The organism is Thiomicrospira aerophila AL3, assembly GCF_000227665.2.
GTDB classification, from domain to species: Bacteria; Pseudomonadota; Gammaproteobacteria; order Thiomicrospirales; family Thiomicrospiraceae; genus Thiomicrospira; species Thiomicrospira aerophila.
Genome location: NZ_CP007030.1, coordinates 789,158 through 804,481, shown reverse-complemented (window position 1 = coordinate 804,481; position 15,324 = coordinate 789,158). Strand labels below are relative to the sequence as shown.

The window sequence follows — 15,324 nt, the reverse complement described above, 5'->3', positions numbered from 1 at the left end:
CATTAGTTAAGTACCTGCAAGCGCGTTAAGCGGTCTTGAGCACTTTGTGCCGCACGACTTTGCGGAAATTGTTCAATGACTCGATTATAGAGCGTGATGGCTTGGTCTAGATCATTTAGACCCACTAGACTATCGGCACCGCGCAACAAGGCATTTTCATAGCGCGGATGATCGGAAAAATCCTCGATAACCTTTTGAAAGGCTTGTATCGCCTGTGCAAAGTCTTGTTGAATTAACCAAGATTCGCCCAACCAATAATAAGCATCCGCAGTCAAATTTTCATTGGGATAGCTGGCGATAAAGGCGCTTAGCGCTTCTTGCGCAGCGTCATAATCCCCTGTACCCAGTAATGCAAACGCTTGATCATAAGCTTGCTGCATCTCACCCTGTGGTGATGTGTCTAAAACAATTAATTCACGCTCATTAATATCACCTGATTGCTCAGGTGCAAACTCAAGCGTCACCTCAGTGGGAGACACATCTAAGGCTGTTTGCGTTGCATCCTGCTCCAAGCCTAACTCAGATTGCTCTGAAAACTCATCAGCGATAGTGAGTGTCAATTCACCTTGCTCAGCGAGTGCATTTGGCTCTGAGAGTAAACCTTGCTGAGCAGCAGCTTGCAACTGCGCTTCAAGCTGTGTAATCCGTTGGCTAGCTTGTTCGATATGACGTTCCAGTTGTCGTTGTAGCTGTTGATTTTGGAACACTAAGCGGTCAAGACGATCTTGGATTTGGGCAATTTCGTTCGCTTGAAAGTCCAAGCGCTGGCCTAATTGAATCGTAACCGGGTTACTGGCAATTTCTTCTAGGCGCTCAACACGCTGCTCCAATGTCTGCGCTAACACAACTGACGGTGTCAGTAGCGTCACCAGCAATAACCACTTGACCATACTCACCTCTATCTAAAGTTTAACTCAACGCGACGATTCATTGAGTAGGCTTCTTCACTTTGACCAAACACGGCAGGACGTTCTTCACCAAATGAAATGGCCATCATTCTATTTTCTCCAATACCATAGGCTTTCATCACATCCAAAACCGCAATGGCACGGCGCTCACCTAAAGCTAGGTTATACGCTGGGCTACCTCGCTCGTCTGTGTGTCCTTCTAACTTAACCGTTAAGCTCGGGTTATTAAGCATCACGTCAGCGTAATAACGCAATACATTCAATGACTTGTCATCAACTGTGTATTGATCAAAGCCAAAATAAACAATGGGCTCCATTTCAGCGGTTATCTCATCTGGCAGCAGGCCTGGTAATTGGCCATCGGTTAAATCTAAAGCCTCAAAACCAGCTTGCCCTTCAAGAGGCACGACTTCGATACCACGATTTTCCAATAAGCCACCGCCCGCTCGGCGATCTTCAACAACCGGCGGAACTTCATCAGATAAGTCAATTTCAGGCAAACTGCTACAGGCTACCATTGAGAAAGCTAACACGGAAATAAGAGAAACTTTTACGCTATTCATGTTTGTGGGTCCCTAATCAAATAAAGAGAATAAAATTTTTTTAACGCATTCTTGGTGGTGTCAAGTAAGGACCCCAAGCAGGCTCACGTACTTGACCATCCTGAACTCTTAGCACCTGTGATGCACGCCCATCAACCGAAATTACCGCGAGCTCGCCGCGACCGCGATTATTAGTAGCATACACAAGCATATCACTATTAGGTGCAAAACTGGGTGACTCAGCAAGACTGGTACGTGTTACCTGTCTGAAGTCACCATTGCTAAGATCCATAATACCAATGTTAAAACCGTTATTTGCATGCACCATTGCCAAATGACGCCCGTTTGGCGATACCATCGGGCTGGCATTATAACGTCCTTCAAAAGAGACCCGTGTCACCACATTGGTCGCTAAATCCAATTTAAAAATCTGTGGTTGTCCGCGACGATCCGAGTTAAAGTAGAGCGCATCGCCCTCTGGACTCCAACTAGGCTCAGTATCAATGGCTGGATGATTGGTGACTTGACGCAATTGGCGGTTAGCTAAATTCATAATATAGAGGTTAGCACTGCCATCTTTAGACAAGGTCATCGCCATTTGGCGGCCATCTGGAGACCAAACCGGTGTACTGTTAATGCCATTAAATTCAGCTAAGACTTCACGCTGACTGCCATCCAAACTTTGCAGTACGATAATTGAGCGACCTGCTTCGAACGACACATAGGCAATATGACGACCATCAGGTGACCAACGTGGCGACATAATAGGCATACGGCTACGCAATATCGTACGAGGGTTGTGGCCATCTGAATCAGACACATCGAGCGAATAATTGCGCTCATTACCTTGTTCTCTGACCGTAACATAGGCTAATCGAGTATTAAACGCTCCCCAAACCCCAGTTAACTCATAATAAAGTTCATCAGAAATCTGATGTGCTGCTTGACGTAAAAGGTTAGCTGGAATTTGCTGATAACGTTTACCGATAATTTGCTGACGGCGCAACACATCCACTAAACGCACATCAATATCATAGCTACCATCTGGACGAAGACTCAATTGCCCCATAATCAAATGATCAACATCAAGTCGCTGCCATTGCTCAAAAATAACACCATCAAGGGTGACTGGACGCTGGGGTAAACGATTCGTTGCAACAGGTGCAAAGCGACCGCTGCGACGCAGGTTATTTTGAATAATCTCACCAACATCCTGTGGCGCGGCACCCCGCCCTTCAACACTAAATGGCACCACAGCGATCGGAATGGCATTTTCAAACCCTTCGGTAATCTCAATAACCAAATTGGCGTGGACAAACTGGCTTGCAAATAGCATTACCAGGCCTGCTGACCAGCTTGCAATCTTTTGTCGCATAGCGCTATAACGCATAGATGAATCCTTCTTAGTTATCAAACAAACTTAAATCATTAAGGTTTAAATACAAAACGAATGGTACGCTCATAAACTTCAGGCACAGGGGCCTGAGGCAAAGGCGAAGCCCGCAGCACAGCACGTTCGGCTGCTTGTTTAAACTGTTCAGAGGCTTGCGCATTACAACGTTCTGTTCTAACACTAACGACAGTACCATCGCGTTCCTGCACAATCACTAACTCACATTGTGCATCGGCAGAAATATCTGCTGGTGTCCGCCAATTTTCTCGCACTTTAGCAGTAATCGATGAGACGTAACTCTGACGTAGATTACGTACCTCACGCTGGCGAGCCGCTTCACGTTGGCGCGCTTCTTCTTCAGCTAATGCAGCAAGACGAGCTCGCTCCGCTTCTTGCTGACGCGTTTGCTCAGCTACCTCACGTTGACGGGCCTCTTGTCTTGCACGCTCAGCTTCGGCTTGTTTTTGTAACTCGGCTAGTTCAGCAAGGCGACGTTCCTCAGCTTGACGCTGACGTTCAGCCTGTTGCGTGGCTTCACGAGCCTGTTGCTCTGCACGCGCCCGATCGCGCTCTGCTTGGGCTCGCTGTTGCTCGGCCTGCGCAGCCACACGACGCGCTTCATCTGCACGACGCTGTTCGGCTTCAGCACGCTGGCGCTCTGCCTCAATGCGTTGACGCTCCTGCTCAGCTTGACGGCGGGCTTGTTCCGCACGACGCGTTTCTTCTTCTTGTTGACGCTGCAATTGCGCAATACGTTGTTCACGTTCACGCGCCTCTGTTAACTGACGCTGCTGTTCAGCCTGGCGCTGAGATTCTTGCTCCCTAATACGGGTTAACTGCGCTTCAATCAACTCCTGATCAACCGTCATGGTTGTTAAAGGCATCTGAGGCGAAACCTCTGGTTGAATCAATGCTGGACCGGCATCCTGAACACTTATCACCATTGGTTTGGACCAAAAGTTACCAATTAAAAACAACGCAATAATGAAATGGAAGGCTAAAGCCAATGCCACCGCGTAGGGATGTCGTTTGATATAACTAATCACACTCCATCCTCCGGTTGAGTCATTAACGAGACGTTAGGCACACCATTATTCTTGAGCAATACAAATAGATGCACTACACGTCCGTATGGCGCGTCACGATCACCCTCAATCACTATAGAAAGCTGCTCATTTAATTGGCTGCGTGCAACCACTTCCGCAACCAGCATGGCTAGCTCAGCCGGCGTTAAATGCTCATTCGGGTTTTCACTGGTATGGTAGAGCCCATCACGGGTCACGGTAATAACAAAAGGCGGAGTTAACTGCGTTGCTTCAACAGAACGATCAATTTCTGGCGTACCGGGTAAATCAACCGTAATGGCTTGATGAACCAAAGGCGCTGTGACCATAAAAATAATCAACAACACCAGCGTAACATCAATGTAAGGCACGACATTGATCTCTGCCATTAAACGTTTTTTGTCACGACTTGATCGCAAACTGGTGTTCACAGGTCGCTCCTTCTAGCTCGAATGAGCCTGACGTTGTAGGATAGCCAAAAACTCTTCAGCAAAATGTTCGTATTCACTTAAAAGCCGATCAGCGCGATTTGTTAGACTATTAAAAAATATGACTGCAGGTATGGCAGCAAACAACCCCATCCCGGTTGCCAATAAAGCTTCCGCAATACCCGGCGCAACCGCAGCCAGGGTCATGTTTGGCGAATCACCTAATCCTTGAAACGCGTGCATGACCCCGATGACCGTACCAAAAAGACCAATATAGGGCGCCGATGAACCCACCGTTGCCAAATAAGATAAACGATGTTCTAAACGCTCAGTTTCTCGACCTAAGGCAATTTTCATCGCTCGATGACTCGCCGATACCAGATCATTAGCATCTTCTACACCTTGATTTTTAAGTCTAACAAACTCTTGGAAGCCCGCTTCAAATAGACGCTCTAAGCCCTGTAAGTCCCCCCCTTCTTTATGGGCGACTTGGCGATATAATTGACCCAAATCATCTGAATCCCAGAAAGTAGCTTCAAACGCGACAAGCTGTTGTTTTGCTTTACGTACTTGGTGAGTTTTCGCCAAAGCAATCGCCCAGGCTGAAATAGACATAAATACTAAAATGGCCATGACCAATTGCACAATTGGACTGGCCATTAACACTAAATCAATTATAGAATGATCACCCATTCAGCTAATCCTTTTCTGCTGCTAAGTTAAGATGTTGATAAGCCCTGGTAGTCGCTACCCGGCCCCTTGGTGTTCTAATCATAAATCCTTGTTGCACTAAATAGGGTTCAATCACGTCTTCAATCGTACCGCGTTCCTCACCAACCGCGGCAGCCATGCTTTCAATCCCCACCGGACCGCCGTCGAAATGCGTGATAATTTTCTCAAGCAAGCGCCGATCCATTTTATCTAACCCCATAGGGTCAACTTCTAGCAAATTTAATGCCGCACTGGCAATTTTCTGGGTAATCACGCCATTACCTTCGACCTGTGCAAAATCACGCACCCGTCTAAGCAGACGGTTGGCAATACGCGGCGTGCCTCGCGAACGCTTGGCAATTTCTGCCGCACCCAACTGCTCACAGGCCACACCTAAAATATTAGCCGAACGCGACACAATCTGAGTCAACTCCGCTTCAGTGTAAAACTCTAGCCGCTGCACAATACCAAACCGGTCACGCAAGGGTGAGGTTAGCAGGCCTGCTCGTGTCGTTGCACCCACTAACGTAAAAGGCGGCAAGTCAATTTTAACGCTATGGGCAGCCGGTCCCTCACCAATCACGATATCCAGCTGAAAATCCTCCATCGCTGGATAAAGAATCTCTTCAACTATCGGGCTGAGTCGATGAATCTCATCAACAAACAAAACATCATGCGGCTCTAAGCGAGTGAGGATGGCCGCGAGGTCACCGGGTTTGTCTAACACCGGCCCTGAGGTTTGGCGCAAAGTGGCGCCCATTTCTTGCGCAACAATATTGGCCAAAGTCGTTTTACCTAATCCCGGAGGACCATAAAGCAAGACATGATCCAAGTGTTCGCGACGCATTTTTGCCGCATCAATAAACATGCTTAATTGTTCTCTAACCGCCGTTTGCCCAATATAATCCTGCATAAACTGCGGACGGATTTTAGGCATTGCATACAGATCGTCTTCCTGCTCTTGATTACCAATAATGCGATCTGTTTCAATCATACTCTAACCTGCAATAGCGCTTGCTTAATCAGCTGTTCTAAGCTCAAAGCTTCGTCATAAACTTTAGTCACCAATACCTCGGCTTGCGCTTCTTTATACCCTAAAGATACTAGAGCTGCAACCGCAGACTGCTTGTTCATATTATTAATATTATTGTGCGACAATTCGCTCGAATCCTGACTAACCCTAACACTAGCCCCAAATACTTTTTGCAGCCGATCACGCATTTCTATGACCATGCGTTCCGCTGTTTTTTTGCCAATGCCCGGAATTTTAGACAAAGCCGCCGTATCAGCGGTGTGGATATGATGATTAAAGTCTTGCACCGAATAACTCGACAACACCGCCAGCGCCATTTTAGTCCCTATGCCTGACACTTTAATCAGCTCTCGAAACAACTGCCGCTCAGGCTCAGTTGCAAAACCATAGAGCAACATGGCATCCTCACGCACATGCAGATGGGTGAGCAATTTAGTCGTTACCTGCCCATCCGGCAACGCATAAAAAGTCGACATCGGCGCTTCTAATTCATAGCCCACGCCTTGCACATCAAGTAACACTAATGGCGGTTGTTTTGCTACCAAGGTTCCATGTAAAAAGCCAATCATCTTAAGTCCTAGTGGCTGTTAGACCGCATTATTATTTAAAGTGGGTGCCTTTTGACAAGCTTGCCGGATCGATACCTAAAGTAAGATACCGGTCATGGCATAAGGCACAGGCTAAGGCATCAGCGGCATCTTCTTGTGGCACTTCAGTCAAACGCAGTAACTGTTTTACCATAAACTGTACCGCATCTTTGCCGGCATGCCCTTGACCTACAATGGTACTTTTTATTTGGGTAGGGGTATATTCTATAATGGCGCGGGACTCTAATGCCGCAGCACACAAAATAACGCCCCGTGCCTGTCCAAGCTTGATCGCCGAACTCGGGTTTTTATGAACAAACACTTTCTCCACTACCACAAACTGCGGATCATAACGCGCAATCAACTCACCAATTGATTGAAAAATGCGCGTTAAACGCTCAGTGCCGGTAAATTTTTCAACCCGAATCACCCCGCTGGCCAAATACTTAGGATGATATCGTCCTGACTCAATGACACCAAATCCGGTTTTACGTGAACCCGGATCAATACCCAAAATTCGATGACTCGCGCGAGGCGCCAGCATAATTATTCGGCCGCCATTAACTGCGCCATCACCTCATCAGAAATATCTAAATTAGTATAGACCTGTTGCACATCGTCTAAGTCTTCTAACATCTCAATCATGGCCATGACCCGCTGAGCATCGTCAAAATCAAGACTGACTTTAATATCTGCTTCCATATTTATGTCCACCTGAGCGGCTGCAAAACCAGCAAGTGCGAGCGCGTCCGCCACACTATGCAAGTCCTCCGGTGCGGTCACTACGGCGATACTGCCATCCGAGTCAACCTTAACATCTTCTGCACCCGCTTCGATAGCGGCTTCCATGACCGCATCCTCAGCCAGGCCTGGTTCAAACTGAATCAAACCTTGTTTAACAAACATGTAGGCCACCGAACCATCTGTACCTAAATTACCACCTTTTTTTGTGAAAGCATGACGCACTTCACCGACGGTGCGATTGCGATTATCGGTTAAGCAATCAACCATCACCGCTACACCGGCAGGGGCATAGCCCTCATAACGAATTTCTTCGTAGTCATCACCTTCCTGATTACCGGCACCACGTGCAATCGCTTTATCAATGGTGTCGCGCTTCATATTTTCACGCAAGGCTTTGTCCACTGCCGCACGCAGACGCGGATTATCTTCTGGATGTGGACCCCCTGCCTTCGCGGCCACCACTAGCTCGCGAATCAGTTTAGTAAATACCTTACCTTTTTTAGCATCTTGACGGGCTTTACGATGTTTAATATTGGCCCATTTACTATGTCCTGCCATGCCTTTCTCTCTTAATGTTATCGTTTAGTATTGGGCTTACTCGCAACCAAACCTTGTTGACGAGAAAACTCAAGCATGCGATTTAATGCCACCAAGGCCTGTTGACGTTTTTGCTCATCAAGCCGAATTTCATGCTGAGCCAGCACTCGTTCGTCTTGATCTAACGCCTCCAAAACAGCCACCAGGTTCTCCAGTCCATTCATGCCCATCCAAGGGCAGTTAGCGCAGCTAATGCATTGCTTCGCTTTGGAGTCAGTTGGCGCAACAATTAATTGCTTGCTGGGCGCCAGCTGCTGCATCTTGTAAAAAATGCCCTGATCGGTCGCCACAATAAACTGTGCATCCGGCATAGATTGCACGGCATTGATCAACACTTTCGTTGACCCTACTACATCGGCCAAAGCTAGCACTGCAGCCGCAGATTCAGGGTGAACCAATACCTTCGCTTTTGGGTACTGCTGTTTCAGCTGTTCAAGCTCAAAGGCTTTAAATTCATCATGAACAATACAATGCCCCATCCAACGAATCATATCGATACCGGTTTCTTGGTCAATCCAGTGACCAAGATGCTGATCGGGTGCCCAAATAATCTTCTCACCCTGCGCCTTCAAATAACGCGCAATCGCCAGTGCATTACCCGAGGTCACCACCCAATCAGCTAAGGCTTTTACCTCAACACTGGTATTGGCATAGACCACCACTTTTCGATCAGGATGCTGGGCACAAAATTGCGCAAATTCATCACTGGGGCAGCCGACATCCAATGAACAGGTCGCATTAAGATCAGGCATGAGCACTGTTTTTTCTGGGCTAAGCATTTTGGCCGTTTCACCCATAAAACGCACGCCACAGACGATTAAAACCTCTGCGTCTGACTGAGCACCGAAATTCGCCATTTCTAACGAATCGGCAACGACACCGCCGGTTGCTTCAGCCAAGGCTTGCAAATCAGCATCCACATAATAATGCGCGACTAACTGAGCACGATGCTTGGCTAGTAAGGCTTTAATTCGCGCAATTAAGGCTGGTTTATCAGTTTCTTTAATTGGCACTAAACGCGGCGCGTTAGCCGCTAGCTCGTTAATGCGCGCCACTAACTCCAGTGGAATATCGGTTGCTAACTGTGCCATTAACTCGCTGCGTTCTCAGATACTTTTTTATTCAAACGAATATTAAGTTCACGCAACTGCGCTATGTCCACCAGGCCTGGTGCCTCGGTTAACAAGCAGGCTGCTGATTGTGTTTTAGGGAAAGCAATCACATCGCGAATTGATTCACGGTCGGCCATCAGCATAATCAAACGGTCTAAACCAAACGCCATACCCGCATGCGGAGGGCAACCGTATTTCAGCGCATTTAATAAGAAACCAAACTTCTCCGCTGCATCTTCGTCGCTAATACCTAACAACTTAAACACGGCCGCCTGCATATTTGTATCATGGATACGCACTGAACCACCGCCGACTTCAATACCGTTAATCACCAAGTCATAGGCACGCGCTAACATTTGCCCTGGGTTCTTCGAGGCTAAAATTTCTTCGGTGGTTGCTTTGGGCTGAGTAAATGGATGATGCATCGCCGCAACGCGCGCGGTTTTTTCATCTTCTTCAAACATCGGGAAATCGACTACCCATACTGGCTTCCATTTATCGGTAAACATTTGACGATCTTCACCTATCTTAACGCGCAATGCGCCCAGCGCTTCGTTGACGATTTTGGCTTTATCCGCACCAAAGAACACAATATCACCATCTTTAGCGCCCACACGCTCAAGAATCTGCATGACTTGATCCGGGAAGAATTTCACAATCGGTGACTGCAAGCCATCAATGCCAGCTCCAATATCATTTACCTTGATATAGGCCAAACCTTTGGCGCCGTAAATACCGACAAACTTGGTGTAATCGTCGATTTCTTTGCGCGACATTTCGCCCGCACCTGGCACACACAAGGCCGCCACACGGCCTTTTGGATCTTTTGCCGGTCCGGCAAAAACTTTAAACTCGATGTCTTGCAATAAATCAGCGACATCAACCAACTCTAGCGGAATACGTAAGTCTGGACGATCAATGCCATACTTTTGAATCGCATCGGCATAGGTCATTTGCGGGAAATCATAATCAAATTCAACCCCAATGCCTTCTTTAAAAATAGTCTTGGTCAAACCTTCCATCAACCCCATCACCCCATTTTCATCCATAAACGAGGTCTCGATATCTAACTGGGTGAATTCAGGTTGACGATCCGCGCGTAAATCCTCATCACGGAAACAACGGGTAATTTGATAATAACGATCAAAACCAGACATCATTAACAACTGCTTAAACAATTGCGGCGATTGTGGTAGCGCAAAAAACTTATGTTCATGAGTACGGCTAGGCACCAAATAATCACGCGCACCTTCCGGCGTTGACTTGGTCAAGATTGGCGTTTCCATATCAATAAAGCCGTTATTATCCAAGTAATTACGCATTGATCGGGTCACCGCATAACGCAACTTGAGGGTCTTTTGCATCTCATCACGACGCAGGTCGATATAGCGATACTTTAAACGTACCTCTTCACTCACATGTTTGTCATCTAGTTGGAATGGAATCGGCTCTGCCATGCTGAGTACATCCAGTTCTTTCGCCAACATCTCAATTTGCCCTGAGGCTAAATTGGCATTTACCGTCCCTTCTGGACGAGCACGAACTATCCCGCTGATATGCAACACACATTCAGACCGCAGATGCTCAGCCTTAGCAAAAATCTCTGCCGTATCCGGATCCACAACAACCTGTAACAAACCTTCACGATCACGCAAATCAATGAAAATAACCCCACCATGGTCACGACGACGATGAACCCAGCCAGCTACGCTAACCGTTTGACCTATGAGTGCTTCTGTTACCTGACCACAATAGTGTGTACGCATTGCTTATCCTTCAACTTATAAACGAAAACTAATTAAATAAAATTATCCAAAACGAGCGTCCCAAATAGAACACCCGTTACAAAAACCTAAAACTTAGCAGCCGACTTTTGATCATGTTGAGTTGATTCTACTGCTGTCACCAGATTTAACTCTTGCTGACTATCTACCGCCTGTTGCTGCCAAGGTGGCACCACTACACCACCAGAAATCAGCATTTTTAGCGCATCATCTACTGACATATCTAACTCGACCACATCGTCCTTAGCTACCATAATAAAAAACCCCGAGGTAGGATTAGGTGTCGTGGGAATAAAGATATTGATGACTGCTGACGCACCGGTTTTAGTTTGAGCCTCCCCCATTACACTGCTCGTTTTAAAGCCCAGTGTCCATAATCCCTTACGCGGATACTCAACTAAATAAACCTGCTGGAAAGTTTTTTGCCCTGTCCCTACTACCGCCTCAACTATTTGCTTAACAGCAGTGTAAATAGATCGCACCAAGGGAATTTTTGATAGTAGTCTTTCCCACCAATTAACAATGCGACCGCCCAAAATGTTTGCGACCAACATGCCCGTCATCACCACAATAGCGAATGACACCATCAAGCCAAAACCTGGGATAGCAAAGCCTAACAACACTTCTGGTTGATACTGATCAGGAATCAGCCTTAAGCTACGATCAAAAATGCCCATTAAAAACAAAATGGCTTCAAACGTCACCCACAAGGGCAACAACACCATTAAACCGGCAATAAAGTAGCGCTTCAGTAGAGTCATGCTTATTCCAAAATTTAGCGCATTATTATACATAATTTCGCTGGGTGCTTGCCGCCATCTTACAAAATCAACGCATTGTTTCAGTTACTTTTTTCCGCTACTATTGTGACCCTATTTTGACAGAGATACCTCTAACTATGAAAAGCATGCTATCGAGTCGCCCGATCAGACCCTATGAATGCGTACTAATAACGGGCTGCTCATCAGGCATTGGCCTGGCGAGTGCGGAATTACTCCATCAACAGGGATATAAAGTTATCGCGTGCTATCGAAACCCTGATGATCTTGCACGTTTAGAAGCCTATGGTTTTTATGCCTATGTTCAACTCGACCTAGCAGACCCAAACAGTGTTGAACAGGCCTGGCAAACGGCATTGGATTTAGCTGATCAGCAAATTTATGCACTGTTCAATAATGCTGCGTTTGGCACCCCCGGTGCACTTGAAGACATCAGCCGCAAAGTCCTCGAAGACCAATTTCAAACTAATGTATTTGGCACTCACCAGTTGACTCAACTCGCCATCAAGCAGATGCTCAAGCAAGGATATGGTCGCATTATCCATAACAGCTCCGTACTGGGCTTTACCGCCATGAGTTTGCGCGGCAGCTATAACGCTAGTAAATTTGCATTAGAAGGACTCGCCGCCACCCAACGCCTTGAGCTAGCACACGACCCGATTGATCTAGTCTTACTCCAACCAGGACCCATCATTAGTCAGTTTAGGCACAACGCCCATCAAAACTTTTTAAAATGGGTTGCTGATCAACCCAGCCGTCATGAGCAAACTTACCAAAACATGATTTGTCGTTTAACGGCAGATACCGCACCCGCACCTTTTACCCTACCGGCCGAAGCGGTCGCGAAGGTGCTGCTTAGTGTATTACGGGCTAGGCGCCCTAAACTCCAATATCGCATCACCCTACCCAGCAAAGCTTTCCACCTATTAAGACGCCTACTGCCGGCGCGCTGGCTGGATCGACTGCTCATTATCGCCAGTGGCGGAGGTAAGCGCTAAGATGCAACAAGACAAGCTACTGGCCATTCAAGATAGCGTCAATCGCCAGCTAAGCCAAAAAATAACCCAGTTTAGCAATGAGCAGATTCCTGTTTTAGCGCTCACCGACGCGTTGCATTACGCCAGCGCACAAGGTGGCAAACGACTCAGGCCCGCACTCTGCTTGACCATGGGTGAGGCACTGAAATTGGATCATCATGCACTTTTAGATTGCGCCAGTGCAATTGAGTTTATTCACGCCTATTCACTTGTACACGATGATCTACCGGCCATGGATAATGACACATTACGCCGTGGAAAACCGACTTGCCATGTTCAATTTGGCGAAGCCACCGCCATCTTGGCCGGTGATGCTCTGCAAGGTCTCGCACTGCAAACACTCGTAGAATCGACTCACCTTGATGCCAACCAAAAAATCCTCGCCTGCCAACTGCTACTTGATGCCGCTGGGCCTCGCGGCATGATTGCAGGGCAAATGCTTGATATGCTAGGCGAAAAAACCACACTAACGCTCGATCAACTGACGCAGTTGCACCAACTTAAAACCGGTGCCCTAATTACGGTCAGTCTATTATTAGGTGCGCTCACCTCGGTCTATTTTGATCAAATTAAACCCACCTTAACCAGCTTGGGAAATCATATAGGCTTAGCTTTTCAAATTCATGATGATATTTTAGATATTGAGGTTTCAACCGAACAACGTGGCAAAACCCAGGGGCGCGATTGCGAATTGGGCAAAAGCACCTATCCAAGCTTACTTGGACTCAAAGAATCCAAAGTAATGCGCGATTATCACATTGCACAAGCACAAGCAGATCTCAAACAACTGGTATCTCACCCAGCTACAACGGGCGATCTCGATTTTTTAGCTGAAATCATTCGATTTATTGGCGAACGACAGCATTAAATTCGTTATAATTTAAATGCTAAACATTGATGCAAGAGTAGACCATGAAAAAAAACTTTATCCTAACTACACAATTAGATTTTGCCGCAGCCCACCGTTTGATCGGCTACGAGGGCGATTGTGCAAAACTTCATGGTCATAATTGGAAGATTGAGGTTTCAGTTATTGGTCATACACTAAATGATATTGGCATGGTCATCGACTTTAAACAGGTTAAACAACATGCTAAAGACGTAGTTGCTGAATTAGATCATAGTTATCTTAACGACCATCCACACTTTCAACGTACCAACCCTACTGCTGAAAATATTGCCCACTACCTATACAATGAATTGGCCAAACGCCTAGATCAAGATGCGTTTAAAATGCACCAGATTCGCGTTTGGGAGAATGATCGCAATTATGTCACCTACTCTGAAACCGATCACTAAATCTAGCTAGTGCATCATGCCGCTTCTAGCTAATTCACCCAATTTACATGACCATTTAATATTTACTGGATTAATTGCGATTGTAGCGAGTCTGCTGGCAAGTCAAATTCTATTTAAGCTCGCCTACCTGTTGCCGAGATTATTATTCAAACCGCAAGCTATTCAAATGCGTGTGCTGATGCGCCCCCTGCGTCATGTTTTTTACAAAAACACCCCTTGGTATCAAAAAAGCTTTTTACTTAATTATGTCCTGTTTTGGCAAGGAGGCTCCATGCCGCTTAAGTCAATGCGTGCCACCCAACTAGGACGAATTGAGATCTTGACTATAACGACAGCACTTATTAGTTTCAGCCTATTTAACGACCTAGCCACTGCTGCAACTGCAACATTACTTGGCTGGTGGCTGTTGTTAAGTGCCGAAATAGACCAAGAACACCAACTATTATTAGACAGCTTAACTTTACCACTGGTGTGGCTAGGCTTATTAGCTAATCTAGTGTTTCACTGGGTAAGCTTAGAACAGGCTATTTTGGGTGCCGTATTGGGATACTTGCTACTCTGGAGCGTTTACCAATTGCATTTTGCATTAACAAAGCGCGAAGGCATGGGCTATGGAGATTTTAAATTAACGGCGGCATTAGGGGCATGGGTCGGTCTTGCAAACCTCCCGCTGATTTTAATTATGGCCGCTATTACCGCCCTATTTATAAGCTTATGGCGTAAATGGCGATATGGTGACGCTATGAATCAAATGTTTCCATTTGGGCCCAGCTTAGCCTTAGCAGGCTGGATAGTGACCCTGTTAGTGATGATTTAACGACTGTTACGCGCCCAGCTTAGACTCAACAACTTCGCACACCTTCGTCATTTTGAGGTTATTGCTTTTCGCAAAATTCATCACATACTCAAACATGCTTGGATTTTTAATCTCCAACTCGGTGTCGATAATCAAACATTTCTGACCATTATAGAGCTCAGGGTGCATTAAATCTGAATACACAAGACGGTGAGATGCGCCATAAGATGCCATTAGCGACGATATACGATCAATCCAATCGCTTGGACGGAACTTGCGTCCATCTTCTGTTACACCTTCGATGATAAATTTGCAATGCTGCGTCAAGGTTACGTTCTCTTGTTCATTTCAAAACTTGGGGCAAATTTTAGCATAAATAAGATTTTTTAATACCCATAGACTATTGAATTTATTAACAGCGGTTATAGCTTTTGACTAACTCTGGATTATTTTTTGCATTTATCCACTACAACTTTTGGTCTCTAGGCACAAATACCCTATAATACCCCC

Annotated in this window: 18 protein-coding genes; 4 read left to right on the top strand and 14 right to left on the bottom strand. The window is 46.3% G+C overall.

Annotated features, from left to right (window positions below; all coding sequences use genetic code 11):
• Positions 1-2 precede the first annotated feature (2 nt).
• From ybgF to THIAE_RS03705, 13 genes are all read right to left on the bottom strand, one after another.
• Entirely contained in the window at positions 3-890 is an 888-nt protein-coding gene (gene ybgF / locus THIAE_RS10525) for a tol-pal system protein YbgF (protein WP_006459188.1), read from the bottom strand.
• Positions 891-898: 8 nt separating this feature from the next.
• Entirely contained in the window at positions 899-1,471 is a 573-nt protein-coding gene (locus THIAE_RS03760; protein ID WP_006459189.1) for an OmpA family protein, read from the bottom strand.
• A gap of 40 nt (positions 1,472-1,511) precedes the next feature.
• Positions 1,512-2,840, bottom strand: coding sequence for a Tol-Pal system beta propeller repeat protein TolB (gene tolB / locus THIAE_RS03755; protein WP_006459190.1), 1,329 nt, complete (start codon positions 2,838-2,840; stop codon positions 1,512-1,514).
• 38 nt (positions 2,841-2,878) lie between these two features.
• A complete protein-coding gene (gene tolA, locus THIAE_RS03750; protein WP_006459191.1) occupies positions 2,879-3,889 on the bottom strand; it encodes a cell envelope integrity protein TolA in 1,011 nt (336 codons plus the stop codon).
• Positions 3,886-4,338 carry an ExbD/TolR family protein gene (locus tag THIAE_RS03745; protein ID WP_006459192.1) on the bottom strand — a complete coding sequence of 151 codons (453 nt, stop codon included), beginning with the start codon at positions 4,336-4,338 and terminating at the stop codon, positions 3,886-3,888. The genes tolA and THIAE_RS03745 overlap by 4 nt, the downstream gene beginning before the upstream one ends.
• 12 nt (positions 4,339-4,350) lie before the next feature.
• Positions 4,351-5,028, bottom strand: coding sequence for a protein TolQ (tolQ, locus tag THIAE_RS03740; protein WP_006459193.1), 678 nt, complete (start codon positions 5,026-5,028; stop codon positions 4,351-4,353).
• A 4-nt stretch (positions 5,029-5,032) separates the two neighbouring features.
• The gene (gene ruvB, locus THIAE_RS03735) at positions 5,033-6,040 is read right to left on the bottom strand and encodes a Holliday junction branch migration DNA helicase RuvB (protein WP_006459194.1); all 1,008 of its coding nucleotides are present in this window, start codon (positions 6,038-6,040) and stop codon (positions 5,033-5,035) included.
• The gene (ruvA, locus tag THIAE_RS03730; protein WP_006459195.1) at positions 6,037-6,648 is read right to left on the bottom strand and encodes a Holliday junction branch migration protein RuvA; all 612 of its coding nucleotides are present in this window, start codon (positions 6,646-6,648) and stop codon (positions 6,037-6,039) included. The genes ruvB and ruvA overlap by 4 nt, the downstream gene beginning before the upstream one ends.
• Positions 6,649-6,679: 31 nt before the next feature.
• Positions 6,680-7,210, bottom strand: coding sequence for a crossover junction endodeoxyribonuclease RuvC (ruvC, locus tag THIAE_RS03725; RefSeq protein ID WP_006459196.1), 531 nt, complete (start codon positions 7,208-7,210; stop codon positions 6,680-6,682).
• A 2-nt stretch (positions 7,211-7,212) separates the two neighbouring features.
• Positions 7,213-7,968, bottom strand: coding sequence for a YebC/PmpR family DNA-binding transcriptional regulator (locus THIAE_RS03720; protein ID WP_006459197.1), 756 nt, complete (start codon positions 7,966-7,968; stop codon positions 7,213-7,215).
• Between the two features lie 17 nt (positions 7,969-7,985).
• Positions 7,986-9,098 (bottom strand): quinolinate synthase NadA, encoded by a 1,113-nt coding sequence (gene nadA, locus THIAE_RS03715; protein ID WP_006459198.1) that lies wholly within the window; start codon positions 9,096-9,098, stop codon positions 7,986-7,988.
• Positions 9,098-10,885, bottom strand: coding sequence for an aspartate--tRNA ligase (aspS, locus tag THIAE_RS03710; RefSeq protein ID WP_006459199.1), 1,788 nt, complete (start codon positions 10,883-10,885; stop codon positions 9,098-9,100). Before aspS ends, nadA begins: the two co-directional genes overlap by 1 nt.
• Before the next feature lie 86 nt (positions 10,886-10,971).
• Positions 10,972-11,664, bottom strand: coding sequence for a DUF502 domain-containing protein (locus tag THIAE_RS03705; protein ID WP_006459200.1), 693 nt, complete (start codon positions 11,662-11,664; stop codon positions 10,972-10,974).
• A gap of 137 nt (positions 11,665-11,801) precedes the next feature.
• On the opposite strand from THIAE_RS03705, the gene THIAE_RS03700 reads away from it, so the two are divergent.
• The 4 genes from THIAE_RS03700 (at position 11,802) to THIAE_RS03685 (ending at position 14,835) form a co-directional block, all read left to right on the top strand.
• Positions 11,802-12,680, top strand: coding sequence for an SDR family NAD(P)-dependent oxidoreductase (locus THIAE_RS03700; RefSeq protein ID WP_006459201.1), 879 nt, complete (start codon positions 11,802-11,804; stop codon positions 12,678-12,680).
• A 1-nt stretch (position 12,681) separates the two neighbouring features.
• Positions 12,682-13,587, top strand: coding sequence for a polyprenyl synthetase family protein (locus tag THIAE_RS03695; protein WP_006459202.1), 906 nt, complete (start codon positions 12,682-12,684; stop codon positions 13,585-13,587).
• 44 nt (positions 13,588-13,631) lie between these two features.
• Positions 13,632-14,018, top strand: a complete 387-nt coding sequence (queD, locus tag THIAE_RS03690; RefSeq protein WP_006459203.1) for a 6-carboxytetrahydropterin synthase QueD — start codon at positions 13,632-13,634, stop codon at positions 14,016-14,018.
• 271 nt (positions 14,019-14,289) lie between these two features.
• Positions 14,290-14,835: a prepilin peptidase gene (locus THIAE_RS03685; protein WP_239232396.1), complete on the top strand. Its 546-nt coding sequence runs from the start codon at positions 14,290-14,292 to the stop codon at positions 14,833-14,835.
• A 6-nt stretch (positions 14,836-14,841) separates the two neighbouring features.
• Here THIAE_RS03685 and THIAE_RS03680 read toward each other — a convergent pair whose 3' ends face one another.
• Positions 14,842-15,141, bottom strand: a complete 300-nt coding sequence (locus tag THIAE_RS03680; protein ID WP_006459205.1) for a DUF3579 domain-containing protein — start codon at positions 15,139-15,141, stop codon at positions 14,842-14,844.
• Positions 15,142-15,324 lie beyond the last annotated feature (183 nt).

Excerpts from the sequence above, each read along its gene's own strand:
- ybgF (WP_006459188.1), bottom strand. The coding sequence starts at position 890 with ATGGTCAAGTGGTTATTGCTGGTGACGCTACTGACACCGTCAGTTGTG.
- THIAE_RS03760 (WP_006459189.1), bottom strand. The coding sequence starts at position 1,471 with ATGAATAGCGTAAAAGTTTCTCTTATTTCCGTGTTAGCTTTCTCAATG.
- tolB (WP_006459190.1), bottom strand. The coding sequence starts at position 2,840 with ATGCGTTATAGCGCTATGCGACAAAAGATTGCAAGCTGGTCAGCAGGC.
- tolQ (WP_006459193.1), bottom strand. The coding sequence starts at position 5,028 with ATGGGTGATCATTCTATAATTGATTTAGTGTTAATGGCCAGTCCAATT.
- ruvB (WP_006459194.1), bottom strand. The coding sequence starts at position 6,040 with ATGATTGAAACAGATCGCATTATTGGTAATCAAGAGCAGGAAGACGAT.
- ruvA (WP_006459195.1), bottom strand. The coding sequence starts at position 6,648 with ATGATTGGCTTTTTACATGGAACCTTGGTAGCAAAACAACCGCCATTA.
- ruvC (WP_006459196.1), bottom strand. The coding sequence starts at position 7,210 with ATGCTGGCGCCTCGCGCGAGTCATCGAATTTTGGGTATTGATCCGGGT.
- THIAE_RS03720 (WP_006459197.1), bottom strand. The coding sequence starts at position 7,968 with ATGGCAGGACATAGTAAATGGGCCAATATTAAACATCGTAAAGCCCGT.
- nadA (WP_006459198.1), bottom strand. The coding sequence starts at position 9,098 with ATGGCACAGTTAGCAACCGATATTCCACTGGAGTTAGTGGCGCGCATT.
- aspS (WP_006459199.1), bottom strand. The coding sequence starts at position 10,885 with ATGCGTACACACTATTGTGGTCAGGTAACAGAAGCACTCATAGGTCAA.
- THIAE_RS03705 (WP_006459200.1), bottom strand. The coding sequence starts at position 11,664 with ATGACTCTACTGAAGCGCTACTTTATTGCCGGTTTAATGGTGTTGTTG.
- THIAE_RS03700 (WP_006459201.1), top strand. The coding sequence starts at position 11,802 with ATGAAAAGCATGCTATCGAGTCGCCCGATCAGACCCTATGAATGCGTA.
- THIAE_RS03695 (WP_006459202.1), top strand. The coding sequence starts at position 12,682 with ATGCAACAAGACAAGCTACTGGCCATTCAAGATAGCGTCAATCGCCAG.
- queD (WP_006459203.1), top strand. The coding sequence starts at position 13,632 with ATGAAAAAAAACTTTATCCTAACTACACAATTAGATTTTGCCGCAGCC.
- THIAE_RS03685 (WP_239232396.1), top strand. The coding sequence starts at position 14,290 with ATGCCGCTTAAGTCAATGCGTGCCACCCAACTAGGACGAATTGAGATC.